Raw genomic sequence first — 24,716 nt, forward strand, 5'->3', positions numbered from 1 at the left:
GTCACATAAAATATGAGCGATCGTTTTTTTCAGGATTGGAACCGGCGAGAGTTTTTGCAACGAATGGGCTCGGCGGCGGTGGGAATGACTTTATCTGGGTGTGGAATTAATTCGGATCGATCGGCAAAAGGACTTACTGAAGAGGCTTTAGCCGTCACACCGATCGTCAATTCCCAAACATTAGAAAAACCCAATTTAACGATCGGATATGTCCCTGTTAATGATTGTGCACCATTTGCGATCGCCTGGAAGAAAGGCTTTTTCCGCAAATACGGTTTAAACGTCAAACTCAACCGCGAAGCAAGCTGGGCGACATCCCGTGACGGCATAATTTTCGGGCGACTAGACGCTTCCCCAGTGGTATCGGGCGCAGTCACAAACGCCCGCATTGGTGCCGAAGGAGCGCGCCACGCACCCCTGTGTGCAGCAATGACAATTCATCGCCACGGCAACGCGATGACGATGAATAAAGCGATGTGGGATTTTGGCTTGCGCCCCTGGCACGAATACAACGGCAATATTGATGAATTTGGTAAACAATTACGCGCTTTTTTTGATAGTCAACCGGCCGAAAAAAAAGTTTGGGCAGTTGTACTCAGTTCTGCTATTTACGAATACTTTGTTCGCTATATATCCGCCGCTGCTGGTGTCGATCCATTCAAAGAATTCCGGGTAATTATTGTTCCACCACCTCAAATGGTTACTAATATGAGGATGGGAGAAATGCAAGCTTACATGGTGGCTGAACCTTGGAATACGCGGGCAATTCAAGGTAATTTGGGTGTGGGTTTTACCTTCGCACAAGGGAAGGAAGTTTGGCAAGGCCATCCCGATCGCGTTTTGGGAGTAATGCAATCGTTCATTGACGAAAATCCGAAGACTTATTACTCACTCGTGAAGGCAATGGTGGAAGCTTGCCAGTATTGTAGCAGGCCGGAAAATCGCGACGAAATAGCACTGCTGTTGACAGAGCGATCGTTTACCGGGGCTAAACCGAAAAAAGGACCGATCGATAAATTTACGCGACCGGGAATTGTGGGAGACTACAACTACGGTGGATTTGATGAAAAAGACCGTACAGTGCGATCGGAAGATACAACTATTTTCTTTGATATCCCTGCCAACTTGCCTCAAATATTAGGCAATCATTCCACATTTCTCTGGCAATCTCAGAGTATTTGGTTGATGACTCAATCTGCTCGCTGGGGACATATTAAAGAAGTTCCCAAAAATGCTGAAGAGTTAGCCAAAAAAGCTTGGAGAACCGATCTTTACCGCAAGATTGTGGCTGAAATGGGAATCAATTGTCCAGTGGAAGATTATAAGGTGGAACCAGGGGATTTGTTTATCGATCAAAAAAGATTTGATCCTAGCGATCCGGTTGGTTATCTCAATAGTTTTGAAATTAGAGCTAACCGTCCTCAATCTTTTTTCATGTCTTAAATTTTGAGATTTTTCGCTGGTTATACCATCCCGCCAGGGACTTAAGTCCCTGGCTGATAGCTAAAGTCGGTTGAAACCGACTGCAATATTTTAGGATTTAGGCAAGTACACGGGGAGCATCCCGAATTTGCAAATATATCGGTAGGGGCGAAGCATTGCGGTAGTAAATCCTTCCTTTTAACCAATAACTTATCTGCCGAAATGCTTCGCCCCTACAAAATCGGGATGCTCCCAGTGCACGCAAATTCAATTAACACTTTACTACTTTTTAGGAGAATACCGTGAGTCAATACACTTCTACTTCTACGACTACTCAGAACTCAGTCAATAGCGAGGGCCTATTTCTGCAAATAGACAATTTGTTCAAGTCCTACAAAAGTGCTGATGGTACCGAATTTAGCGTCCTGGAAAATATCAACTTAAATATTGGAGAAAATGAATTTATTTCGATTATCGGTCACTCCGGGTGTGGGAAATCAACGCTGCTGAAAATAGTGGCTGGTTTAGAAAAACAAAGTGCGGGAATGGTGCGGCTAGAAGGTAAAGAAATTCGCAAACCTGGAGCCGATCGCATGATGGTGTTTCAGCACTATGGATTGCTACCTTGGCTGACAGTGCGAGAGAATATTCGGCTAGCAGTTGATGAAGTATTGCAAAATCTTAGTCGCCCGGAGAAGATTAGTCTTGTCAACGAACACCTGGCAATGGTAAACTTGACAGCGGCAGCCGACAAATATCCCGATGAAATTTCAGGAGGGATGAAACAGCGAGTAGGAATTGCCCGCGCTCTGGCAATTCGCCCTAAGATGTTATTAATGGATGAACCCTTTGGGGCTTTGGATGCTTTGACTCGCGGCAAGTTGCAAAAACAGGTATTAGATATCTGGGAAAATCACAGACAAGCTGCAATGATGATTACTCACGATGTGGATGAGGCTATCTATATGTCCGATCGCATTGTGTTGATGACAAATGGCCCGGCGGCAACTATTGGAGAGATTTTGTCAGTACCTTTTGCTCATCCGCGCGATCGCCAAGAGTTGCGGGAAACGAAGGAGTATTACGATCTCCGTAACTATGCTTTGAATTTTCTCGATCGCTACTTTACCCAAGACGAGTAATTGTCAATAAACTGTAGCCCACGGATCGATCCGAGGGCTAAATTGTCGATTTCTTGAATTATTTAATCTCAAATCCAAATCTAAAATCCGTTCACCATAGACAGTTGATTAACTAATTTGATTCTGCCTCGGTACACGGCGCGCAATAGGCGATCGATCGAGCGTTTGTCTTCCTCAGTCAAAGTTTCGTCAAAAATAGCAGCCATCAAACCGTAGCGATCGGCTACGGTAATATACCTATGGTGATTGACTTCGGCAAACAACTCGCCCAAAGCACATGGAATAAGATGGACAGGAGTTTCCATAGCTATTGAATCTGAACTCAACTAGCGATCGAGGCTTTCTGTGTTCAGAGAAGGCGATCGCACCTTACTATTTTCGCTATCTTATTGTCTAAAAATATGTGACAGCAAACATCAAAAACTTGTGACAATAAACACTCAAAATTGTGAACTAAATCACATTCCCTATAGCCACTACGATATTTAGTGCAAACAGAGTTTCAGCTAAAGATTGTAAATCAGCACTGGGGCCACCGATTCAGCTAACTCAAACTTAAACACTCGTGAATAGAAATATAATTCACCATCCAGAGTCTTTTTGATATTTTCAGCCCGCCGAAAACCGTGCTGTTCCCCTTCATAAGCAACGTAAGCAACAGGTAAACCCTTTGCTTTTAAGATTTCTACCATCATTTCTGCTTGATTGGGAGGAACCACTTTATCTTCCAATCCTTGAAAGAAGATGATAGGACAAGATAAATTAGCCGCCGCATGAATAGGGGAGCGTTCTAAATACAAATCTTTTCTTTCAGGATAAGGTCCGATTAATCCATCCAGATAGCGCGACTCAAACTTGTGAGTATCCGTTGCTAAAGCTGACAAATCGCTAACTCCATAATAGCTCGCCCCAGCCTTGAAAACATCGCGGAAAGTAAGAGCGCACAGAGTAGTATAGCCTCCTGCGCTACCACCGGCGATCGCCATTTTTGCACTGTCAACTAAACCCCTTTGGGCTAAATATTTAGCACCATTAGCGCAGTCATCAACATCCACAATACCCCAACTATCTTGTAGCCTATTTCTGTATTCTCGACCATAACCAGTGCTACCACCATAATTCACATCCAAGACAGCAAAACCACGACTTGTCCAGTATTGAATTTTTAAATTCATACTACTAGAAGTAGCCGCCGTGGGACCACCATGACTTTTGACAATCAGAGGTGGTTTTTCACCTGTTGGCGCTGCAAAATCTTGATTTTTGGGTGGATAAAAGAACCCAAAAGCAGTCAAACCATTTTCCGTGGGAAATTCGATGGATTCCGGTACAGAAAGATAACCAGCATCAAGGCTTAAATTGCTGGCTAGGCGCAATACTTCTATTTGACTTGTTCCTAAATCTAGTTGTACAATCGCTGAGGATTGCGTCGGAGAACCAGCGAGAAAAACCACTTTTTCACCTTGCGCTTTTAGTGAAGAAATATCACTGTAAGGTGTGTCAATTTTGCTCAACTGCTTTGTGACTAAATCGATAGTTGCTAAATACCACCTACCTTGTTGAGTGTAGGTGCAAATAATTTTATGTTCGGAAACAACAGCATAGGTAGACATCCCAAACACCCACTGAGGTAGTCCGAATTCTGCCGCCATTTCGTACAGAGGTTCGATCCCCCCAGCCCCCCTTACCAAGGGGGGTTCTGTATTTATTTCTCCCCCTACCAATGGGGAATCTTCTATTCCTCCCCTACCAATGGGGAATCTTCTATTCCTGCTTCCCCCCTTACCAAGGGGGAATCTTCTATTCCTGCTTTCGGCCTTACCAAGGGGGAATCTTCTATTCCTGCTTTCGGCCTTACCAAGGGGGAATCTTCTATTCCTGCTTCCCCCCTTACCAAGGGGGAATCTTCTATTCCTGCTTCCCCCCTTACCAAGGGGGGATTGAGGGGGGTTCTATAAAAATTCCACCAATTAGACTTATCAGAAACAAAATATAACACTCCATCCGGCGACCATTCCGGTTGAAAAATCGACTCTTCTAAACCACCGGCAACTAAATATTTTTCCCCTAAATAACCGTCAGGATGAATTTTCGCTATCCATAATTCTGTGCCATCCCAAGGCATATTTGGATGATTCCAACTAATCCAAGAAATCTGAGAACCGTCAGGGCTCAAACGGGGGGAAGCATAAAAATCTTCACCCTGGGTTAAAATTTGAATATCTTCCCCGTTGTCTAAATTAATACTAACAATAGTATTGACAACTTCACTTTCTCGTGTATGGTCTTCGCGAACGAAAATCAGGCGATTTCTTTGCTTGTCAACAATGCCATCGGCGTACCGACAATTAACTACGGGTGTTAAAGCTAGGGGCTGAGAATCTAATTTTTGATAATAAATGCGCCCGTCGGCAAAATGAGAAAAATAGACCACACTGCTAGCCACCACAAAGGAAGCGCCTCCGTATTCGTGAACGCGAGTGCGAACATTAAAAGGTTGGGGTGTGACATCGCTGATTTTCCCGTCAGGAGTGCGTCGCACGATGACGTTTCTGCCTGCTTCAGAAGGTCTTGCTTCCACCCAGTAAATATCCTCGCCGTCCATCGCAATTTGTCCGAGTCCTACAGTTCCCGAAACAATTAAATCGGAGGTGATGGGGGATTTCCAAGAGCCGTAAGTTGATATTGTGTTCATGTAGTTGAGGCTGTTGTATTTGTAGAAGAAATAAATTTATATTTTTACTTTACAGTAATTTTGTAACAATATTTTACACGATCGCTCCCCCAACCCTCTTTTGTGGGAGTCCCAATTTTGCAGCAGTTGTCGGGGCGGTGAGTATTCTGTTTAATTAGATGGGTTGACTTAGTTGTTTTTCGGCTCCATGTTAATATTGTGCCACTACCCATTTAAACTTAATCTAGACTAACTATCTTAAGGAACGCAAAAAAAATAATGCGAATTTTATTTGTATCCGCCGAAGCAGCACCCCTAGCCAAGGTAGGCGGTATGGGGGATGTCGTCGGTGCTTTGCCTAAATTCCTGCGACGTATGGGTCACGATGTCCGCATCTTCATGCCCTATTACGGCTTCATCCCGGACAAAATGGATGTGCCCAAAGAAGCTGTTTGGAAAGGTGATGCCATGTTCCAAAGCTTCTCCGTCTTTGAAACTGTTTTGCCGGGAACGGATGTTCCTTTATATTTATTTAAACATCCATCTTTCTCAACTCGCCGCATTTATGGTGGTGTTGATGAAGATTGGAAGTTTACTTTCTTTGCTAATGGTGCTGCGGAATTTGCTTGGAATTACTGGAAGCCACAAATTATCCATTGTCACGACTGGCATACGGGAATGATACCTGTTTGGATGCACCAAGACCCTGATATCAGCACGGTTTTTACTATTCACAATTTAGCTTATCAAGGGCCGTGGCGCTGGCGTTTGGAGCAGATGACTTGGTGTCCTTGGTATATGCAAGGTCATAATACAATGGCCGCGGCCGTACAGTTTGCCAATCGCGTAAATACAGTGTCACCGACTTATGCAGAGCAAATCAAAACCCCTAGTTATGGGGAAGGATTGGAAGGTTTGTTGTCTTTTTTGGGTGGGAAAGTATCGGGAATTTTGAATGGGATTGATACTGAATCTTACAACCCAGAAACTGATAAGTACATTCCTCAACAATTCAGTGCTGATACTATTGAAAAGCGCTATCCCAACAAAATTGCGCTGCAAGAAGAAGTCGGTTTGGAAGTGAATAAAAATGCGTTTTTAATTGGGATGGTGAGTCGCCTGGTGGAACAGAAGGGGCTGGATTTGATTATCCAAATGCTCGATCGCTTCATGGCCTATACCGACGCTCAATTTATTGTACTGGGAACGGGCGATCGCTACTACGAAACCCAACTCTGGCAAATGACAGCCCGTTATCCAGGCCGGATGTCCACCCAATTACTCTACAACGAAGCCCTCTCCCGTCGGGTTTACGCAGGCTGCGACACCTTCTTGATGCCGAGTCGTTTCGAGCCCTGTGGTATCAGTCAAATGCTGGCGCTGCGCTATGGATGTGTGCCGATGGTACGTCGTACCGGCGGTTTAGTGGATACGGTGTCGCACAATAACCCGATCGATAATACAGGTACTGGTTACTGTTTCGATCGCTACGAACCCCTAGACTTGTTCACCTGCATGATCCGAACTTGGGAAGGTTTCCGCTATAAAGATAAGTGGAAAGAACTGCAACAGCGCGGCATGAGAGAAAATTTTAGCTGGGATATTTCTGCCAGAAAATATGTCGAGTTGTACAGGGATGTTTTGGGACTACCGCCGGAAGAATCTGCACCGGAAGAACAGCTAGAATTGACAGTTGACAATTGACAATTGACAATTAACAGTTAACAGTTAACAATTGACTGTTAACTGTTAATTGTTGGTTTGTTCCCATGCCAAATGCCAAATTTGCTATTACCAATTAACAAAATAAATCGAGAGGTAAATGACCGTAAGTCTCGCTAATTCGTGATTCTGAGGAAGATTGACAGGACACCAAAACGCCACGGTAAGTTCCCGTGTAGCTGTCAACATAATAGGAACCTTTCAAAGTATTAAACTTAATATAAACAGAGCTGGTAAAGGAAGTAACAGAGTTGGGGTCTAAAACAGGTTGATATCCCAAAGCTGTCAAATAAGTTTTTAAAGCCAAAAAGCCTTCATCTGTCGAAGAGGCGCAAACTCCTAGCATTTGGTAATCTGACAAACTTGCTACCAGCAAAATAGCTTGACGGAGTTCTTGTTTTTGTAGTGGCGATGCTAAAGATTGCATATCCAGACAAGTGAAATTTTTAAGAAGTTGTTGTGCTTCTTCCAGGGAGAGGGTAGTCGGGTTTTGAGTAGACATCAATTATATGGTTGACAGTAGACAGTAGACAGTTGACAGTTGACTCTTCGGCTACCCTTCAGGTTCGGGAGCGGGCAGACAGTTGACAGTTGACAGTTGACGGTTCACAGTTGATTATACCATTGTGCGATCGGCTATATTTGAAAGTTTAACTAAATTATAAAAAAACGGGAAAAACTATCTTAATATTACTGAATTTGGCTGCATTGATGGTAAATATGAATAATAAATAGACTGGTGAGGAGACGATGAATAAAGAACAATTGCTAAAGCAGGGAAAGATTCCGCTAAATTTTATTTTTCGACTGCTACACAAAACCAAAATTATTTATTTAGTGCTGATATTTTTAATCAGTATCGGCATTTCTGGCTGGACTGTAGAATCTTATTTCGTCAGAATTCCTATTCTGGGCTTTCACGACATTGTAGACATTCAAAATCCAGCCGAATTGCCACCTCGCAGAAACGCTTTTTCAACGGACTACACGAAACAAGATTTGGCAGTATTCTTAGAATACTTAGTTGAAGAAAATTACTGGTTTTTATCATCTCAAGACTTGTATCTATATTTTATAGAAAAATCCAAGCCAATACCACCTCAACATGAAGGTCAAAAACCCATTATGATTACCTTTGACGACGGCTACAAAGGCGTTCATACAAATGCACTACCCCTGATCGAAAAACTGTCATTTATTTATAAAGAAAAGGGTAAATTTGTGCTGTTTGTCAATCCACATTTTTTGGGTGTAGATATGGGCGGAGAATTTTTACCTCATACTAGCTGCAACGATTTAAGAGACGGATACAAAAAGGGTTTTTATGATATTCAATCTCACGGCTTCAGCCACAAAAATTTAACTACGCTCAATGGGAAAAATTTAGAATTAGAAATTTCTAAATCTAAGTTAATTTTGAGAAAATGTATGAACAATTTAGACAAAAATAAACTTGTCGGTGCTCACATAGCCTATCCCTACGGTGCATCGGATAGAGAAGTGGAAAGCATTTTACCTAAATATCATTTAACTGGGTTTTTGTATGATGACAATTTGTTAAGAGTCAGCCGATTGAGAAATAACTATCGCATTTCTCGCATGACAGTTAACCAAGATATGTCGCCGACCGATTTAATTAGGATCGCTGAAAAGGCTTCAACTTTAAGAAAGAAAAGGTGGTTTTAGTCAAAATACGAGTTAAAGTTTAGATTAGCCCCCGTTTTTTCAGTTTGGCTAGTGCATCTTCGGCTGCATTTTTTTCAGCATCTTTTTTACTTTTACCTTTACCTTCTCCATAGGGTTTATCTGCGACATAAACTTTAGCAAGAAATTCGGGAGCGTGAGGTGCGCCTCCTGCTTGGATTGTCACGTATTTGGGAGGAGTGGTGTCACCGTTGGCTTGTACCCATTCCTGAAAGCGGTTTTTTGAGTCTACACTAGACCTAGTTTCGACTACATTTTCCGGCACTGAATCAAACAATTCCCACACAAATTTACGAACTTTGTCCATGTCTTGTATATCGAGATAGTAAGCACCAATAAATGCTTCAAAGGTACTGCTAAGCAGATTAGGATTAGTAATACCACCTTCTCGATAGGCTCCTTTTCCGAGTCGCATTTTTAAGTCTAAATCTATTTCTTTAGCAAATCTGGCTAGTTGTTTTTCATCTACTAGGGCTGAACGTCTGCGAGTCAGTTGGTCTTCTCCCATTTCTGGGTGACGCTGATAAAGATATTCGCCACTGAGAAAAGTCAGCAAAGCATCGCCGAGAAATTCTAAGCGTTCGTTATCTTCTTCGCGGGATGTGGGGTTTTCGTTGACATAGGAACGGTGTGTGAGGGCTTGGCGGAACAGTTTTTGATTGTGGAATTCGGGAAGGGTCATTTGTATTTCTTTTGTTGGGTTAGTTAATTGCATGGAAGTTGGGTAATGGTTGGTATTGTTATGTGGACATGAAAGAGCCGCAAATAGCGGTTGGTTTGGAGAATCTAGTTTATCAAATAAACTGGATTTTTGCTATCTACGACTAGGTGAATTTTAACAGATGTCTTGGTGTTCTACTATTAGTTCGTTAGTCCGACAGTCCGCCAGGGGTTAAAACCCCTGGCTCATAGCTAAAGTCCTCTGAAGAGGACTGAAGATGATATTTTTTTTAACTATGTGTCAGTCGGTTTTAACCGACTTTAGCTACTCGCTGTGGGAATTCATTCCCTGGCGGACTGTGCAACTTTATGCAGATAATCTGTCTGCTTTATTCTGAGTATTCCCTGCAAACAAGCTAGGCAGATCGTCTATATAATGAAAGTGATCATCACCAACTAGGTTAATCAGTTTTTTGCTGGCACTATCGCGCTGTGAAAAAACTATGATGGTTTTGCCAACAGCCAGCATCAGACTGATTAAAGGTGCAAAATCCCGATCTCCTGAAACTAGGATAATTATGTCAGGAGAAGGTTTTATGGCCACTCGTTTAAGGCAGTCAAATATCAATTGTTTATCTGCACTATTCTTGTCTTTGGAGGGAATATCAACTCCCTGAAAACCCAGATATTCTAATTGATTATTGGCTAACAATTGATTTTGAAAATACGAATTATAGTAAGCTTTTAGACAATCTAAACGCCATTTTGCTCTAGCAAAATCCAACAATAATTTAGCTTGTTTTTGCGTTAAGTGGACATTCTGAATATCGCAATAAAGAGCAGCTAAAGGCTGAGACTGTTTTTTTTGTTTGCCAATTGCTAAATGATCGTTCATCATTTTTATGTGTCCTAAAACTAGGTTTGCAGGACAGCATCGATAAATTACGCATTTAGTCAAGGAAAGATTGTCTGTGGCTTCGCTCAAAAGTGAGGTTTTCCATGGAACAAAACTCTTGACTGCCACACTATTGATTTAGTGTGTACTTAGTTGGTTAGCGTCTCAGCGATAGGATGTGGAGATTTCGGACAGGCGTCGTAAAAACCCGTTGATATAGAAATTCAAACAAATGTAGTGCCAACTAACCTATGGATTCCAGTTGAAACGACATTAACTTGAATGTCTATATCAACGGGGGCTTAGGGCGCTTACCCGAAATCTGCACATCCTACCGCTGAGACGACTTAACCGACACTTTTTGCTTTTGAATGCGGGTGTCTATCTGAGCTGTACGGCTCTAAGCTAACCGTTTAAGTATGGGACGTCAAGTGCTAGTGGTACATTTACCTGATTTTTTTTCAGACAGGACTTACGCATCACAACTAAAGAAACCGGGTTTTTTCAGAATCTGTCGGTTTTAACGAAGTATTGTCGCAAAAACCCGGTTTCTGGGCCCAGGTACAAGCAAAAGAAACCGGGTTTTTTGCAGAATCTGTCGGTTTTAACGAAGTATTGTCGCACAAACGCGGTTTCTGGGCCCAGGTACAAGCAAAAGAAACCGGGTTTTTTGCAGAATCTATGGGCTGTAACGAAGTATTCTCCTAAAAAACCCGGTTTCTGGCTCCCACGGGTAAGTTCTCAAAATAAATTGTAAAAATATGTTGCATTTTTTTGAGCGAGCTGTTACATTAGTTTACATAAGGTTGAAATTAAACGAGGTTTTTGGTCATGGAAAATAAAGACGCAAAAGTGGGCTTTACTGAGTTTGCCGAAACCTGGAATGGTCGTTTGGCGATGCTTGGCTTTGTTATTGGCTTAGCTACTGAATATCTGACTGGTCAAGGTATTCTTTCTCAAATCGGTTTGATGTAATCAGACCTAAATATTTAGTTCTGGCCTGTATCGCCCCATCGAAAAGCCTCCTTCACCAATACGGAAGGAGGCTTTTTAATCTTTATTAAAACAAATTAGCCTACTTAACTACTAAAAAAACTATTTTACTAATTTTTAATCCTGAGAGAGCGAAACCAACTAAGCAATTTCCACGGATGCCAAAACTGTCAACTTAGGCATCAAAGCAGAGACTTTCACTAAACTGTCGATTTTGCTAGTCCGCTGTCTGTTACCTAAAATCATCTCTGAAAGATCTGGCATTTCTTCCCAACAGTGCGAACAAAACCAGTAAATGCGATTTTGGCGAGCGTGTCTGAGTAATTGAGATGAGCAACAAGGGCAACTATTCATGATTTTTTAAACCTTTTTTAACAAGTAGATCGAGAATTAATTCTATACTAATGCTGAGTTCGTCCTCAGTCCAGATGCCATTACTAAAAGCTGGTTTCACTCGCAACTTTTAGTGTCTCCCAAGTAAAGCTTTTGGAGGCCCAAGAGTAGCAAGACGATGAGAAGTTGAACGAGCCAAGGAGCACAAGAGAAGCCCCAAATAAAACAGCCGAGTCCAGCCAAAGCCACGAGGACAAAAATATCTTGAGAGGTTTGCCAATAGACCCAGATGGCGGCTAGAGAAACTATCAGTAGTAAAATGTAGGCTGAGGGCATAGTCGTCATCTCCCAAGGTGTTTGTCCAAATTCAGGGGTGATCCCTGACGAATGGTTTAAACTTAAAACTAAAACCTGAAGAACTGATGAAGAACGACAAGAATTCACAAAAAGTCAAATACTCCTGCCAGTTTATATTCTTTTTCAAACTAAGCAGGAATAATTTGTTGTCGAGGCTACAAAGCTCAATGTCCCGATCGCCCTAGGGTCGATCCCATCCCAAAACATGAGCTACCTGACTTGCTAAAAACATCGGTTCAAAAGGCTTAGCAATTACACTTACTACACCCAAATCCGCAAACATCCGCCTGTCGCCGGCCAAAGCCTTCGCCGTCAGTAAAATTACGGGAATGTGTTGCGTAGCACTATTGGCTTGCAATTGTAAAAAAGTAGTAGGTCCGTCTTGGTCGGGCATCATCACGTCTAAAAGAATAGCATCAGGCTGTTGGGCGACTGCCTTAGCAACACCCTCGATACCAGAACTAGCTGTCAGCACTTCCCAGCCTCCGACGACTTCTAGACTGACTTGAGCCACTTCCCGAATATCTTCGGCATCATCAATAATCAATATGCGTTTTACTGCCACAATAAACATTTTTTTTTAATTAACAACTGATCTGAGCCTAGAACTTAAATATGAATTTTGTGTAAAGTACGGAGTGCAATTTAAAAAAATTCAATATTTGAAATTCTACGTGTTTATGCTGAAATATAAAGATTTGACCCTAGATCTTCTATCTTCTATTTTCTACCTTCCTGGGACTTTCTGGATCTGTTAAAACCGGGAAAGTTAAGAAAAAAGTGCTGCCCTCCCCCAAAATGCTCTCCACCCAAATTCTGCCACCGTGCTGTTGCACGATACTGCGACAAATAGCCAGGCCCAAACCAGTGCCACCCTTTTGTCGAGAATCTGAAGCATCAACCTGTTGAAACCGTTCAAAGATCATTTCCAGTTTATCTGCCGGAATTCCCCTACCTCGGTCTTTGACGGCAATCAGGATTTCCTGTGAGGAGATTGGCAAGTGCCGATCGCCGATCGCACAATCAGGAGACGAAACTGACTCGATCCCAGCTTTTTTTGCCCCATCGTGATTTGGCCGCAATTGGGCGCTCAGCCAAATGGTAGCGCCCTCGGAGGAAAATTTTATAGCATTGCTGAGCAAATTAGTCAAGGTTTGAATGATGCGATCGGGAACAGCCCGCAAGGGAGCATTCACAGGGACCACGGACAGTATAACTCCAGCGTGGTCAGCCATTCCCTGCATCTCCTCCACAGCCTGAAGCATCAGTTCGGCCACATTGCAAGTTTGCTTAACGGCTTTGTGATAACTAGACTCCATTCGTTCTAAATCGAGGATGTCATTGATTAAGCGTACCAAACGTTCTGTGTTAGTCACGGCAATCGATCGCATCCGTTTGGCTTTTTCCGGTTCATTGTCGAGGACACCGCTGTTGAGGAGGGCCAGGGCACCGTGAATCGAAGTCATGGGTGTCCGTAGTTCGTGGCTGACAACGGAAATGAATTCATCTTTCATCCGTTCGACAGCAAGGCGATCGGTGATATCCTTAAATGTCACCACAGCTCCGATAATTTTGCCTTGTTCTCGCATGGGAGCCACGACGTACTCAACCGGAAAACTCGTGCCATCTCGGCGACAAAACACCTCATTGGTGACGCGGCGCGCCTCTCCGTCTTGCAAGGTGGCGATAATTTGACTGTTGGTTTGATTGGGAAGCAGTCGATCCACAGTTGGTGTGGTGGAGGTGGGAAAATTAGAAGCCGCATTGATTTGTGTAGATGAATTGTGGTCGATCGCCTGTGGGCATTCCTCCTGTCTCGGATGTATGGTTTGATAAAGCGGTCGATCGATCAGTTCCTTGGATTGACAGCCAGCCATTCTCACCGCGGCCGGATTGACAAAAGTAACATTTCCCTCTTTGTTCAATCCACAAATACCTTCTCCTGCGGAGAAAAGAATCAATTCATTTTGATGGCGGAGTTGTTCCAGGGCTTTTTCAACTCGCTTACTGTCGCTGATATCTCTGGCAATAGTCGATCGAAACCCCGGTGACTGCTCCTGTGGTATCTTTAATCGCAGAAATAGTCAGGGAAACATCTATTTCTTTGCCGTCTTTGCGTAAATGAAGGGTTTCATAATGGTCGATGGTGGCTCCCGCGCGAATGTTTGCTAGAATTTGTGACATTTCGTTGGGGCGTGAGGGTATGGCTAAAATCTCGATCGACTGGCCCTTGACTTCTGTCGCCGCATAGCCATAAATATTTTCGGCTCCTGCATTCCAGCTCATAATTGTCCCGGTGAGGGATTTGCCGATGATGCCATCGTCAGAAGACTCAACTATAGAAGCCAAGCGGACGAGTTCATCTCTAGCTTGCTTGTGTTCGGTGATGTCGCGGCCCAAAATCACAAGACTTTTGCGCTTGCCGTCTGGGTAAAATAAGGGTATTTTAATGACGTCGTAGATTTTAATCGTACCGTCCGATCGGGGAATCACTTCTTCACCCCTAGAAACACTACCTTTATGCCATGCTTCTCGATCGCTAACTTCGCAGGCTGCCAAAGCTTCCCGATAAAAGGTGCTGAGTTCTCCTAGTTGAGAGTCTTTGAGTCCCCGATATTCATCGCGGGAAAGCTCGAACAGTTCCAGTATTGCTTGATTTGCCTCTTGCCATCTGCCCTCGGCATCTTTGAAACAGACAATATCTGGCATCGCATTCATCAGAGAATCCAGATAGGAATTCGATCGCACAGTGGCTTCTACCTCCACCCGCTTGTAGATTTCCCCTTGCAGATTTTCGTTGCTTGCTTGCAGAGATTCAATCAACACATTTTCGGCCAAAGTCCGTTCTTTAACTACTTCCTGAATGCTGTGGAGTTCTAGGGACAAGTGGCGACGGGCTAACAAATTTTCCACCCGCAAGTGGAGTTCTGTGGGAGGGAAGGGACTAAGGAGCAAATCGTCGATTCTGCCTTCAAGTTGTTCTGGGGTAAGGAGAAATGGCGAATTTATATCAGCAGAAATTCTGCCTTGGCTAACCAGCAAAAACGGTAAAAACAGGGGTGCCGATGCTGTTTTTAAGGTTTCTACAAGGGGGCGGATGCGATCGAAATTTGACTCGTCTAGAATGCACAAGTCAAAAGGGATGTTGCCCATTTCGACAGGAAAGTTGGAGAAAATGGGGCGATCGGGTGCAAACACCTCGTGTTTGATGTTGAGGCATTGTATCGGCAAAGGTTGTTGGTGGCGATCGAGCAAAACCAAAATTCGGCTCATTGGTTATTTGTGATAAGTTATTGGTGATTTTTTTTGGTTGTTTGTTATTAGTTATGTATTGTCATTTGTTGTTGGTAATTAGTTATTTGCTAGCTCCGGCCTAACGAATAACCAATAACTCATAACTAAGAACCAATAACCAATAACTCTTTAAGGCATTCCGATCGCAATCAAAGAATCGAACGGTAAACAGCTACAGTAACGCTCCCCTTCCGATAACACCGCAATCAGCCTCAGTGACCAGTCTGGCATAATCTGCAAATCTGCCCAAGGTATTGCTACCTCCAGACATTTATCCAACCCAACCTGAGCGCGGCTGATGTGAGGATGCCACTCATCCCGTTCTCCAGCCTCCTGAAACCTAATCGATTTAGTTAGCAAATTAATCCCTAACTGATGGTGGAATCGATAGTTCAGGGGTGCAGTATCAGGCAAATCTGACAGTGGAATCAGGCTGTTGTGCATGGTGCGATCGGTATAAAACCAGAATAAATTCAACTCCGGCGGACAGTCAATTCCCGGCCGAACACCCGCATTGAAGTCAACCCGAAGGTAAAAATTCAAGTGATCCACCCCGTACCAAATCCGCTGAATTGCAGAACTGCGGTGCATTGTCCCCCTCGCTCCCCCAACTTCAATCCGACCAGCCTTATCCCAATCCTGTTCATTACCGATACCGTCAATCACCGGATGAATAAAGCTCAGCGGTTGATGGTCGCCTGGAGCTTCGTGGGCCTCTACTTGTCGGCGCACTTGGGGAGGTACTGGCTCGTTGAGAGCTTCGTAAATTGCTGCTACGTGTTCCCGGAATAGCTGGTCAAACATGGCATCTTGGTTAGAGGTGTGACCTTCGCCAAACCACCAAAACCAGTCGGAACCTTCGGCGGCGTAGAGTGCTTCCCAAGCTTCGGGATTGGTTTCTTCCGTAGCTTCTGGATGATTTGCCAGCATTTGCCTTGCTTGGCCTAACAAATCCCAAGCGCGATTTTTGGCGGGATCGCCGATCCAAGTTGTGAGGGAACCATCCACCCAAGAACCGGTGTGGAGTTGGGTTGACTCAATTGTGGCTGTTGGGGGGAATTTGTCAAGAAATTCGGAGACTGTTACCAGTTTAATATCTGGGTCGAGGCTGAGGGTTTCATAGAGCGATTCTAGGAAGGGTTTGCCGTCTTGGGGATAGAATTCCCAGCAGTTTTCACCGTCTAGGGCGATGGTTACTAACCAGGGATTTTCTAGGGTTGTGGTGCCACTAGATTGTCGGTGTTTGAGAGTGCGGGCGATCGCCTCTAAATGTCCCACTAAATCTGATGCTGCTTTTTTCGGTGCCATCGAACCGTAGGTAAATCCGATCAAATCTGACAATCGGTGGTCTCGAAAGACGATCGCCAAATCTCCGTGAGGAGTTTCTAGACGGTAAGGGCGATATAACAATTCTGGTTCCCAGACATTCCCAGCCCCATCGCGATGAAAAAAGTGTTTAATTGTCCATCCCAATACAGCTTCGTCGGAGACTATCCATTTGAAGCCTTGTTTGGCAATATAGGGCAAGATTTCTGGACTAACTGCCTGTTCCGACGGCCACAAACCGCGAGGTTCGCAATCGAACCTATCTTGATACATTTCCCAGGATTTTCTGAGGTGTCGGGGAATATCTTCTGCCCACTGAAACCGATGTTGTGGCAGGGTCATGTTGGGAATAGCTATGCGAGCGCAATTCGTATCAGCAAGCAGCGGTAATATCGGGTGTGTATGGGGGGTTGTGGAGACTTCTAATTGTCCCTCAGCTTGCATTTTTCGGTGTTGGGGAATGATTTTGGCTAGGATTTGTTTTTGTTTGGAGTAGATTTTGTGGCGATCGGCTAAACTAAAATTTTGTCCTTGTTTCAGCCACCGGGCAATCTCCGGGTCATCCCAAAATAGCGGGTCAATCCAAGCTAAATTGTGCCAAGCCAGCAAGTCGCTAAAGTCCTGTTGATTCCAATTTTCCACACACCACTGAATACCTTTTTCCTGATGCTGAGTGTAGAGCTGATTGTAGCGGGGATGGGGTTGAATTAGGGTGTGGTAATTGGCATCAAAAAAGTGCTGACAAATAAATTCTTTTTCTGATATCTTTAAATCTTCAGTGGGCTTGAGAGCCGCAGCCAAATAGGGGTCTAATGCTCGGTCTGCGATGCAATCTTCTATCTGCAAAATCAAGGATGGCACAAGGTTTACAGTTTGATGCAGTTTGGGATATTTTGCCAAAATTAGCACTAAATCCAAGTAGTCTTTAACCCCGTGAAAGCGCACCCAAGGCAATCGATATTGAGCCTCTGTTTCCTTAGCAGCTACTCTGGATTTGTACAGCGGTTGGTGTTGATGCCAAATGAAGGCTACATACAGGGGGTGAGACATTACTCTAGTCCTTAGTCATTAGTTAGCAGTCATTAGTCAGCAGTCATTAATCGGCAGTTATTAATCGGCAGTCATTAATCGGCAGTATGATTTATTAGTCATTAGTTGCTTTATCTACTTGTTACTAATGACTACTGACTACTGACTACTGACTAATGACTACTGACTAATTACATTACCTGTTCAACTTCCGAGATTTCTGGGATAGCTTCGCGCAGGCGACGTTCTATGCCCATTTTCAGGGTCATTGTAGAGCTTGGGCAAGAGCCACAAGCTCCTTGTAGCCGCAGGTGTACGACTGGGCCTTCGATTTCTACCAGTTCGACGTTGCCACCATCGGATATCAGGTAGGGGCGCATTTCATCCAGAATTGTTTCGACGTTATCTCTTGTTAGTGCTAGTGTCGTCATATTTCACCTTCCGAATTATTTAGTAGAGTTGATGTGTACTGGATCTCGATCGCACAGTTACTGACTGTTGATGCTGATATCGTAATCGAAAAACCTGTTTTATTTAGGAAATTAGGTTTTTCGATTGTCTCTAAACTACTGCTGGTTCTAGCAGTTTGACGTTAGAGTAGTTGAATTCGGTTGTTGTCTCTTGACCTTTTTCTTTCGATCGCACTACTTGCTGAGTCATCACATAATACTCACCTACTTTCTCAAAGGTATCTTCAAATTGCAGTTCTCGGATGATTTCATCTGTTTGGGGGTTGCGGAAAACAGCATCGTAGTGACTAGCCAAGGAACCTTCCGGTGTCTCTAGGCTTTTGTGAGTATCAATTACGAAAGCCATGCGGCCCATCACCCGGCTGACTTGACAAATTGACAAACCTCGGATCTTATAATTAGATCCCATCGAGTCGCCAGAAACCAAGATGTCCACAGCGTCGGTGCTGTCCTTTTCGCCGAGGGTGAAGTTGTTTTTCCCGTGCGATTTTTCAAATGACGAGCGTTTGCGGTGAGTCACAATGTCGCGCATCTGGGTATAGACACTTTGCTGCACTTCCTCGTCTGCAATGCCACTCACTTCCACAGTCATGTCTGGTTTAATGGAAACTTGACCTGTGTATACTTCGTCGCCTTGCTTGAGTTCGATGTCGGCACTGTAACCAGGAAAGTTGGCATCCCAAGTGTAGCGGTGTTCGTAGGCAGCGCGAAATAAATCGCGAGCGTTGGCTTGCTCTGTCATAAATCCTCTTTGTCTATACACCCATTTAGTTTAGCCTAACACCGGCAAGGTCTACACTGGTCGATCGGGCTGGTGTACCGTAGTTTGCAGTTCGGTTTTCTCGTTTGCTATTTTATGAGAAATACATAATAATAGATTTGTCTCCGCTGGTTAAGATTCAGGTTGCGAAGCATTATAAGCTGTTCTGCATTTAAATTGGATATCAAAAAAACATTAAACTCTTGTGGGGTGGGCGGGACACCTGCCCTGAATATACAATTTAAATGCGCGACAGCTTAGCCGATTGCAATTCTAATTTTCTCGTTTTACTCAAATGCTAGAAAAAACATTTCAACACCTGCAAGCATTGAAATCACAAGCCAGTCAACTACCACCTGCACAACAGGCTATTTTAACAAAAGATTTGGAAAATTTGTCTAATTCTTTGCAAGAATTGGCTGCTACTCGCGTGTTTGAAAGTGCGACAAAGAATGCTGCTAAGCTGGTAGAATTGGAAAAATCCAATCGTCTTTTAGAACGTATGCTGGCGCAACAAGCTTCTCAAATGAGACGGTTGCAAGAAGAGTTACAAAAAGAGATCCGTCAGCATCGCTTAGATAATCAAGGCCTGATTAAAAATGAAGCGAAACTGCAAACAGTGCTGCGAAATTCTCCCGATATCATTAGCATTATAGAGTCTGACGGACGAGTTAGATACCACAGCGAAGCCGTGGAAAGGGTTTTGGGTTATCAAGCCCAAGAAAGAATTGGCAAAGTTCATGGGGAGTTGATCCATCCAGAGGATTTGCTGACTTGGCAAGCATATTTTGGTAAGTTGCTAGAACATCCTGGAGTTGCTAGTCCCATCGAATATAGGAACCGCCACGCAAACGGTACTTGGGTATATATGGAGGCGATCGGTAATAGTTTGCTGCAAGATTCTAATATCCACGGAATTGTAATTAGTTCGCGGGAAATAGGGGAACGCAAGCAAGCAGAACTAGCAATCAAGGAGTCGGAATTTCACTACAGAATTATGTCCCAAATTACTTCAGATTTTGCCTATTCTTTTAGGGTTGCAGCCGATGGTAAGTTTGTCTGTGAGTGGGTAACGGAAGCTTTTGCACGCTGTACTGGCCGCTTGCCTGAAGAATTGACTGCTGGGGGTTGGTGGAGTTTAGAGCTAGCCCATCCCGACGACAGAAAAATGTTACTGGAACAATTAACATACTGTACTTCTATTCGCACGGGGAAGAATGAGTATCGCATTCTGAATAAAAAAGGTGAGGTGCGCTGGGTGCGAGATTGCTGGCAAGCTGTTTGGGACAAGACTGAGGGACGGATTGTGCGTTTGTGGGGCGCTTGTCAGGAAATTACCGATCGCAAGCAAGTAGAATTACAACTACAATTGGCTAAGGAAATGCTACAAGCACAAATAGAATCTGCGCCACTGGCCATAATTTGTACTGATACCAAGGGCAAAGTAACTGTCTGGAATCCCATGGCAGAAAAAACTTTTGGTTGGAGTGCTACACAAGTTTTGGAGCAAATTGAGCCTAATATTCCCCAAGGCAAAGAGCAAGATTTTCAGGCTATGCTCAAGTCGATGTTCAATGGCAAGGTACAGAACGGTTGTGACGTGTCTCTGTTAAAGAAAGACGGTGGCTCGATCGATCTTTGGCTATTCGCCGCACCAGTGCAAGATGCCAGTGGCCAGACTATAGGCTGCATAAAAATATTTTCTGACCTTTCAGAACGCAAACGCATAGAGTCAGAGCGCCAAAAACTTGTAGGGCTACAAAATATGGAAGAACCCTTTTGGGTTCGTTATATTACTCCTCCAACAAATACTAGAAAAATCAACTAGAAGCAAGCGGGCAGAATGATGATACAGAAAGCTTTTTAGCCACCAATATCTTACGTTTAATTAAATTAGTTAATAAATAATTAAACATAAATAATTGGAAACAGTCGATCGGGTTAGTTGTAGAAAACCCTAAGATATCGATGGGCAATTAAACTATTTAGTCCTGGGAAGATGTCTCCTGACTTCTGATCGCAGCCAACTCTGCGTGAGTTTGACAAGCATCGCTTAACTGAATGAAATCCAAGACATTACCAATTACCTTAGAAAGGTGGAGAGCAGAACGGTGAGCTTCTTGGATAAAAGCCCTCTCTTCTATGGGATCGTCTGCCATATCATCTACAGTTAGTTGTAGATAACCGATAATGTGATTTAGGGGCGTGCGGAGTTCGTGGGACGCTTTCAACATGAACTGCTTTTTGAGCTGGGAAAGTTCTGTGACTCGATGGCTGCGCTCTTGATAGAGGGTGGCGAGGGCGATGGCGCTTCCCACTTGATCCGCAAGTTCCTGGGCAAATTCGATTTGGCACTGAGTCCAAGGTCGATCGCCTATATTGTTTCCTAAATTATCCTTACCGCATCGGTGCAAACTAATAATACCGTTAGCTTGCTCTTGATAGGCTGTCGCCACCACTAGCACCGACTGTCTGCCGAAAGGGTCATCGTCGGCAAAGGACTCGAATACCACAGGTTCTAGGGTGGCGATCGCCTCCATAAAATGAGGTGTTTCTGTTAAGGAAAGTTCTACTCCGAGCATGGGTGGAAATCGCTCCTGACAGTATTCGGCTGCGACTTTAACTTGCAGACTAGAACTTTCATAGGGGCAAATGATACATCGGCTCGCACCAAGGGTAGGCCCCAGACTATTAACTGTTTGCTGCCAAATGCCATTTAGATCCAGAGTTTTACGAATCTTTCTGCCAATTTGCAGTAAAAGTTTTTGCGATTGAGCTGATATCTGCTGATTCATAGCAACCCCTTTTCTACTGGAATGGCAAAATTTTACCACTCCGCCAACAGAGGAGGAATTTACTAAATTTGCCAACTCCAGACTGTCGAATTTCTGACTTCCGTAATTACACTTAAATGTTCCCACAGGCTTTCAAAAATTACTAGCTAACTGTAATTATTTCTATAATAACATTATACTTCTCATACTTAAAGACTTTTGTCAAGTTTTTGTCAATTTTCTTGATATTACGTTCGGGGCAAGCTCGATCGGGCCTCACAATCCCTATAAATACGTTGCATTCTCAATGGTTTTACGGAAAATGAGAGGGGGGTTTGATACCTACATCCCCAAGTACCTGTTGGGTCTAGCCGCGGAAAAACAACTGCGGGACGATCGCCATCAGTGTAAAGTGGTAAAAAGAGGGAGCAAGGGGAAGAAGAGAGTAATAATTAATACATTTTTCGGGAATGCGCTCAATTCCAATAATGACTGCTAACTAAGGACTTTTCGACTACCCTTAGACTCCGCAGGCTGCACCGCTACTAACTAATGAATACTAACTAATGACTACTAACTATTGACAAAATAATGGTTCTTGGTAAAGTAAGACAGTGAAAGTAACTGTAGATCCGAGTCCTTCCCCCATGCTGTAAAAATTGACAGTACCGCCCATTGCTTCTACCAGTTTTTGAGTAATAGCCAATCCCAAACCAGTGCCGCCATATTTTCTGGTACGATCGCCATCTACCTGAAAAAAAGACTCAAACAATTTATCTTGTTTGTCAAGAGACACTCCAATCCCAGTATCAGCAACTCGGATTTTAATCAGACCAGGAAACTCCTGATTCTGAAAAGTCACTTTTTTCTTGATTGCTTCGGTACTAATCCGAATGCCACCTTCGTTTGTAAATTTAATCGCATTGCCAGTCAGATTCAAAATAATTTGAAGCAGACGTCGGTAATTGCCATAGACAATAATTTCCTCCTCCGCAGATAGGGTTTGGAGTTGAAATTGCAATCGCTTCTCTTCCACCTGCACCCGCGTCAAAGACTCAACCTGCTGCAAAACTTCACCTAGTTTGACAGGAGCGAGGTCTAACTGCATTTTGCCAGCTTCGATTTTAGCGACATCCAAAATATCGTCGATGACGTTGAACAAAAGTACGGCAGAACGATGAGCTTCTAGGATAAATTCACGGGCTTCTTCCGGGTCATCTGCCATGCCGTCCATCAGTAGTTTCAGAAAGCCAAGGATGCCGTTGAGGGGGGTGCGAAGTTCGTGAGAAGTATTAGCCAGAAACTGACTTTTGAGCTGGGAAAGGGCAACGGCTTCGGCGCGGGCCTGTTCTAGTTCTTGATAGAGAGTAGCATGGGCGATCGCGCTTCCGACTTGAGCGACCAATTCGCGGGCGAATTCAAGTTCCAGAGGACTCCACTGCGGGGAATCTCCGCAGCGGTGCAAAGCTATGAGTGCATTGGGTTCTCCTTGATAGGAAGTAGCGGCTACCAGCACCGAGTGTCGCTGGAAAGGGTCATTGGCAGGATAGGCAGACTCAACAGCTACTGGCAAGAGGGTAGCTAAAGTTTCAATCCACCCCGGCTGTTCGGAGGCTTGCAATTCTAATCCCAGCATGGCACAGTAAGGTTCTTGACGGTACTCTGCTACGACTTTAAGGGTTTTTGATTGGAAATGTTCGATAGGAAGGGGAGGAGAAGTAAATTGATAGTCCTGGGCAATGGGCGCGGTCAAGTCTGATTCCCCAGTATCGGTATTTTCGATATCTTTCGGGGGAATGAATGGGGAGGATTTGAAAATTTCGCTTGTTTGTTTGTAGGGACAGATGATACAGCGGCTGGCATTTAAAACTTGACCGAGACTGTTGGCTGTTTGCTGCCAAATTGTCTCTAAGTCGAGGGTTCGGTGGATGTTTTGAGCTATTTGGGAGATGATTTTGCGATTGATTTCGGAGTAGTGAGGGAGGGAAGTAGGAGGGATACAGGTTTCTGGGAGCTGCTTTTGTTGCTGAAACTGTGAGTCCAAGGCGTCAGAATTTAGCTTCTGGTATGTGGGTTGCTCTGACAGTAAGCGTCCCATTGCTAAAACTGTTGTAGCTTTGCCGTTTGAGGTGATAATGGGAGCGACTGTCAAATCGAAGAGCAAATATGTTTCGCCGGGACCAAAGGGATAGCTAAACCTTTCTGGTGTCAGGGTTTCGAGGATTCGTTGCAGGCGATGGAGGTATGGTTTCGCCGGAACAGGTGGAAAGTTGTCGATCGCCCCACCATCGACAATTTCTTCTACTGTAACATTGTACTGCTCGCCTTGTTGCCAATAAAAAGATAGATATTGACCGTTTCTGTCTTGGGTAAATATTAATTCTGCCCCTAACTCTTGGAAAAAGGCTGTAGAGGCCACGCTCGATCGCCGAAAATCTGTGTTAGAGTCCATCAGAATAGTAGATAAAAGTAGTTTTGATTTTTGATTTTGGAGTTAAATAGTTAAATAGTTAAATAGTTAAATACTTTGTTATTCAAAATTTCCAACTTAAAACTATTAACTATTTTTGGATGCTACCCTTAATTTTATTATTATTAATAAAGTAAAAAAATACTAGCTTTTTCATCGATCGCCTCAGATGCAAAACTATATTACGTGATTGTTATTTATGTAAATTTATGGTCAAAAATTATGAATTTGTAGCGAAATCTGCCTGTGATGATAGCTGGCTGGCGATCGCAAATTTCACAGCCAACAGATTAACGCCGGAATTCGGGATCGACCCTCAGTCGTTCCACTCACCACGAGGCGGAACTGGGGGGTTGCGACGCAGGCTCAGAGCCAACTCGTCTTCACGGCGATCGCCCCTTAACCACTGCCTAATTGCAGTTTCAATAACTTTGCTGGGGTCATTTGTCAAGTGCTGAATTTGGTCTAAAAGTTCAGGATCGATGTGGATGGATAATTCCACTTTTTCTGACCCTGCTTGGGAAGGTATGCTTGACTGGCTCATAGTTAAAAAAATCCTAGTTTTAATTCTTAAGTTTCAATCGCTTAATTGTTTGACTTAGTGTCTGGTGCACAAGCACCTGACTGGAGGGGGAGAGGAACAGAGAGATGGGGGAGGGGGAGAGACACACAGACGGGGACAGAGGGACAG

At 43.8% G+C, this 24,716-nt stretch carries 22 protein-coding genes and 1 pseudogene; 6 read left to right on the forward strand and 17 right to left on the reverse strand.

Annotation, left to right across the window (positions count from 1 at the left end):
- Positions 1-12 precede the first annotated feature (12 nt).
- Together P2A85_RS08740 and P2A85_RS08745 are read left to right on the forward strand one after the other, a co-directional pair.
- Positions 13-1,443 (forward strand): ABC transporter substrate-binding protein, encoded by a 1,431-nt coding sequence (locus P2A85_RS08740; RefSeq protein ID WP_377478751.1) that lies wholly within the window; start codon positions 13-15, stop codon positions 1,441-1,443.
- 281 nt (positions 1,444-1,724) lie between these two features.
- Positions 1,725-2,564, forward strand: a complete 840-nt coding sequence (locus tag P2A85_RS08745; RefSeq protein ID WP_377478753.1) for an ABC transporter ATP-binding protein — start codon at positions 1,725-1,727, stop codon at positions 2,562-2,564.
- Between the two features lie 80 nt (positions 2,565-2,644).
- On the opposite strand, the gene P2A85_RS08750 is transcribed toward P2A85_RS08745, so the two are convergent.
- The 3 genes and pseudogenes from P2A85_RS08750 to P2A85_RS08760 form a co-directional block, all read right to left on the reverse strand.
- The gene (locus P2A85_RS08750) at positions 2,645-2,869 is read right to left on the reverse strand and encodes a hypothetical protein (protein WP_340541891.1); all 225 of its coding nucleotides are present in this window, start codon (positions 2,867-2,869) and stop codon (positions 2,645-2,647) included.
- A 201-nt stretch (positions 2,870-3,070) separates the two neighbouring features.
- Positions 3,071-4,234 (reverse strand): annotated as a pseudogene (locus P2A85_RS08755) (alpha/beta hydrolase family protein); the annotation flags it as partial.
- 65 nt (positions 4,235-4,299) lie between these two features.
- Entirely contained in the window at positions 4,300-5,259 is a 960-nt protein-coding gene (locus P2A85_RS08760) for a TolB family protein (RefSeq protein WP_377478755.1), read from the reverse strand.
- Between the two features lie 258 nt (positions 5,260-5,517).
- Between P2A85_RS08760 and glgA the strand changes: the two genes are divergently transcribed.
- On the forward strand, positions 5,518-6,942 hold the full coding sequence (glgA, locus tag P2A85_RS08765) for a glycogen synthase GlgA (RefSeq protein ID WP_377478757.1): 1,425 nt from the start codon (positions 5,518-5,520) through the stop codon (positions 6,940-6,942).
- A gap of 94 nt (positions 6,943-7,036) precedes the next feature.
- Here the strand turns inward: glgA and P2A85_RS08770 are convergent, their stop codons facing one another.
- Positions 7,037-7,462, reverse strand: coding sequence for a DUF1824 family protein (locus P2A85_RS08770; protein ID WP_377478759.1), 426 nt, complete (start codon positions 7,460-7,462; stop codon positions 7,037-7,039).
- Positions 7,463-7,710: 248 nt separating this feature from the next.
- On the opposite strand from P2A85_RS08770, the gene P2A85_RS08775 reads away from it, so the two are divergent.
- Positions 7,711-8,646, forward strand: a complete 936-nt coding sequence (locus P2A85_RS08775; RefSeq protein ID WP_377478761.1) for a polysaccharide deacetylase family protein — start codon at positions 7,711-7,713, stop codon at positions 8,644-8,646.
- A 19-nt stretch (positions 8,647-8,665) separates the two neighbouring features.
- Here the strand turns inward: P2A85_RS08775 and rnc are convergent, their stop codons facing one another.
- Positions 8,666-9,346 (reverse strand): ribonuclease III, encoded by a 681-nt coding sequence (rnc, locus tag P2A85_RS08780; RefSeq protein ID WP_377478763.1) that lies wholly within the window; start codon positions 9,344-9,346, stop codon positions 8,666-8,668.
- A 345-nt stretch (positions 9,347-9,691) separates the two neighbouring features.
- On the reverse strand, positions 9,692-10,222 hold the full coding sequence (locus P2A85_RS08785) for an NYN domain-containing protein (RefSeq protein WP_377478765.1): 531 nt from the start codon (positions 10,220-10,222) through the stop codon (positions 9,692-9,694).
- Between the two features lie 828 nt (positions 10,223-11,050).
- Here P2A85_RS08785 and P2A85_RS08790 point away from each other — a divergent pair.
- Positions 11,051-11,194 (forward strand): chlorophyll a/b-binding protein, encoded by a 144-nt coding sequence (locus P2A85_RS08790; RefSeq protein ID WP_332960203.1) that lies wholly within the window; start codon positions 11,051-11,053, stop codon positions 11,192-11,194.
- A gap of 159 nt (positions 11,195-11,353) precedes the next feature.
- Here the strand turns inward: P2A85_RS08790 and P2A85_RS08795 are convergent, their stop codons facing one another.
- From P2A85_RS08795 to P2A85_RS08830, 8 genes are all read right to left on the reverse strand, one after another.
- Complete coding sequence (locus tag P2A85_RS08795; RefSeq protein ID WP_341739833.1) at positions 11,354-11,476, reverse strand: hypothetical protein; 123 nt, start codon at positions 11,474-11,476, stop codon at positions 11,354-11,356.
- Between the two features lie 186 nt (positions 11,477-11,662).
- On the reverse strand, positions 11,663-11,881 hold the full coding sequence (locus P2A85_RS08800) for a hypothetical protein (protein WP_341739834.1): 219 nt from the start codon (positions 11,879-11,881) through the stop codon (positions 11,663-11,665).
- 202 nt (positions 11,882-12,083) lie between these two features.
- A complete protein-coding gene (locus P2A85_RS08805) occupies positions 12,084-12,476 on the reverse strand; it encodes a response regulator (RefSeq protein WP_340525268.1) in 393 nt (130 codons plus the stop codon).
- Between the two features lie 139 nt (positions 12,477-12,615).
- Positions 12,616-13,863 (reverse strand): ATP-binding protein, encoded by a 1,248-nt coding sequence (locus tag P2A85_RS08810; RefSeq protein WP_377478768.1) that lies wholly within the window; start codon positions 13,861-13,863, stop codon positions 12,616-12,618.
- Between the two features lie 43 nt (positions 13,864-13,906).
- The gene (locus P2A85_RS08815) at positions 13,907-15,175 is read right to left on the reverse strand and encodes a PAS domain S-box protein (RefSeq protein WP_377478770.1); all 1,269 of its coding nucleotides are present in this window, start codon (positions 15,173-15,175) and stop codon (positions 13,907-13,909) included.
- Positions 15,176-15,325: 150 nt separating this feature from the next.
- Positions 15,326-17,572 carry a glycoside hydrolase gene (locus tag P2A85_RS08820; RefSeq protein ID WP_377478772.1) on the reverse strand — a complete coding sequence of 749 codons (2,247 nt, stop codon included), beginning with the start codon at positions 17,570-17,572 and terminating at the stop codon, positions 15,326-15,328.
- 170 nt (positions 17,573-17,742) lie between these two features.
- The gene (locus P2A85_RS08825) at positions 17,743-17,982 is read right to left on the reverse strand and encodes a NifU family protein (RefSeq protein WP_377478774.1); all 240 of its coding nucleotides are present in this window, start codon (positions 17,980-17,982) and stop codon (positions 17,743-17,745) included.
- 130 nt (positions 17,983-18,112) lie between these two features.
- Positions 18,113-18,763: a DUF3386 domain-containing protein gene (locus P2A85_RS08830; RefSeq protein WP_377478776.1), complete on the reverse strand. Its 651-nt coding sequence runs from the start codon at positions 18,761-18,763 to the stop codon at positions 18,113-18,115.
- Between the two features lie 313 nt (positions 18,764-19,076).
- On the opposite strand from P2A85_RS08830, the gene P2A85_RS08835 reads away from it, so the two are divergent.
- The gene (locus P2A85_RS08835; RefSeq protein ID WP_377478778.1) at positions 19,077-20,609 is read left to right on the forward strand and encodes a PAS domain S-box protein; all 1,533 of its coding nucleotides are present in this window, start codon (positions 19,077-19,079) and stop codon (positions 20,607-20,609) included.
- 157 nt (positions 20,610-20,766) lie between these two features.
- Here P2A85_RS08835 and P2A85_RS08840 read toward each other — a convergent pair whose 3' ends face one another.
- The 3 genes from P2A85_RS08840 to P2A85_RS08850 form a co-directional block, all read right to left on the reverse strand.
- Entirely contained in the window at positions 20,767-21,576 is an 810-nt protein-coding gene (locus P2A85_RS08840; protein WP_377478780.1) for a GAF domain-containing protein, read from the reverse strand.
- Between the two features lie 556 nt (positions 21,577-22,132).
- Positions 22,133-24,007 (reverse strand): ATP-binding protein, encoded by a 1,875-nt coding sequence (locus P2A85_RS08845; RefSeq protein ID WP_377478782.1) that lies wholly within the window; start codon positions 24,005-24,007, stop codon positions 22,133-22,135.
- Positions 24,008-24,341: 334 nt separating this feature from the next.
- Positions 24,342-24,569, reverse strand: a complete 228-nt coding sequence (locus P2A85_RS08850) for a hypothetical protein (RefSeq protein WP_340524452.1) — start codon at positions 24,567-24,569, stop codon at positions 24,342-24,344.
- Positions 24,570-24,716 lie beyond the last annotated feature (147 nt).

The sequence above is a fragment of the Microcoleus anatoxicus genome (genome assembly GCF_042465725.1).
Classification (GTDB): Bacteria; Cyanobacteriota; Cyanobacteriia; order Cyanobacteriales; family Microcoleaceae; genus Microcoleus; species Microcoleus anatoxicus.

What these genes read in the sequence shown, in the direction of transcription:
- P2A85_RS08740 (WP_377478751.1), top strand. Translation starts at nt 13, where the DNA reads ATGAGCGATCGTTTTTTTCAGGATTGGAACCGGCGAGAGTTTTTGCAA.
- P2A85_RS08750 (WP_340541891.1), bottom strand. Translation starts at nt 2,869, where the DNA reads ATGGAAACTCCTGTCCATCTTATTCCATGTGCTTTGGGCGAGTTGTTT.
- P2A85_RS08760 (WP_377478755.1), bottom strand. Translation starts at nt 5,259, where the DNA reads ATGAACACAATATCAACTTACGGCTCTTGGAAATCCCCCATCACCTCC.
- glgA (WP_377478757.1), top strand. Translation starts at nt 5,518, where the DNA reads ATGCGAATTTTATTTGTATCCGCCGAAGCAGCACCCCTAGCCAAGGTA.
- P2A85_RS08770 (WP_377478759.1), bottom strand. Translation starts at nt 7,462, where the DNA reads ATGTCTACTCAAAACCCGACTACCCTCTCCCTGGAAGAAGCACAACAA.
- P2A85_RS08775 (WP_377478761.1), top strand. Translation starts at nt 7,711, where the DNA reads ATGAATAAAGAACAATTGCTAAAGCAGGGAAAGATTCCGCTAAATTTT.
- rnc (WP_377478763.1), bottom strand. Translation starts at nt 9,346, where the DNA reads ATGACCCTTCCCGAATTCCACAATCAAAAACTGTTCCGCCAAGCCCTC.
- P2A85_RS08785 (WP_377478765.1), bottom strand. Translation starts at nt 10,222, where the DNA reads ATGATGAACGATCATTTAGCAATTGGCAAACAAAAAAAACAGTCTCAG.
- P2A85_RS08790 (WP_332960203.1), top strand. Translation starts at nt 11,051, where the DNA reads ATGGAAAATAAAGACGCAAAAGTGGGCTTTACTGAGTTTGCCGAAACC.
- P2A85_RS08795 (WP_341739833.1), bottom strand. Translation starts at nt 11,476, where the DNA reads ATGCCAGATCTTTCAGAGATGATTTTAGGTAACAGACAGCGGACTAGC.
- P2A85_RS08800 (WP_341739834.1), bottom strand. Translation starts at nt 11,881, where the DNA reads ATGCCCTCAGCCTACATTTTACTACTGATAGTTTCTCTAGCCGCCATC.
- P2A85_RS08805 (WP_340525268.1), bottom strand. Translation starts at nt 12,476, where the DNA reads ATGTTTATTGTGGCAGTAAAACGCATATTGATTATTGATGATGCCGAA.
- P2A85_RS08815 (WP_377478770.1), bottom strand. Translation starts at nt 15,175, where the DNA reads ATGAGCCGAATTTTGGTTTTGCTCGATCGCCACCAACAACCTTTGCCG.
- P2A85_RS08820 (WP_377478772.1), bottom strand. Translation starts at nt 17,572, where the DNA reads ATGTCTCACCCCCTGTATGTAGCCTTCATTTGGCATCAACACCAACCG.
- P2A85_RS08825 (WP_377478774.1), bottom strand. Translation starts at nt 17,982, where the DNA reads ATGACGACACTAGCACTAACAAGAGATAACGTCGAAACAATTCTGGAT.
- P2A85_RS08830 (WP_377478776.1), bottom strand. Translation starts at nt 18,763, where the DNA reads ATGACAGAGCAAGCCAACGCTCGCGATTTATTTCGCGCTGCCTACGAA.
- P2A85_RS08835 (WP_377478778.1), top strand. Translation starts at nt 19,077, where the DNA reads ATGCTAGAAAAAACATTTCAACACCTGCAAGCATTGAAATCACAAGCC.
- P2A85_RS08840 (WP_377478780.1), bottom strand. Translation starts at nt 21,576, where the DNA reads ATGAATCAGCAGATATCAGCTCAATCGCAAAAACTTTTACTGCAAATT.
- P2A85_RS08845 (WP_377478782.1), bottom strand. Translation starts at nt 24,007, where the DNA reads ATGGACTCTAACACAGATTTTCGGCGATCGAGCGTGGCCTCTACAGCC.
- P2A85_RS08850 (WP_340524452.1), bottom strand. Translation starts at nt 24,569, where the DNA reads ATGAGCCAGTCAAGCATACCTTCCCAAGCAGGGTCAGAAAAAGTGGAA.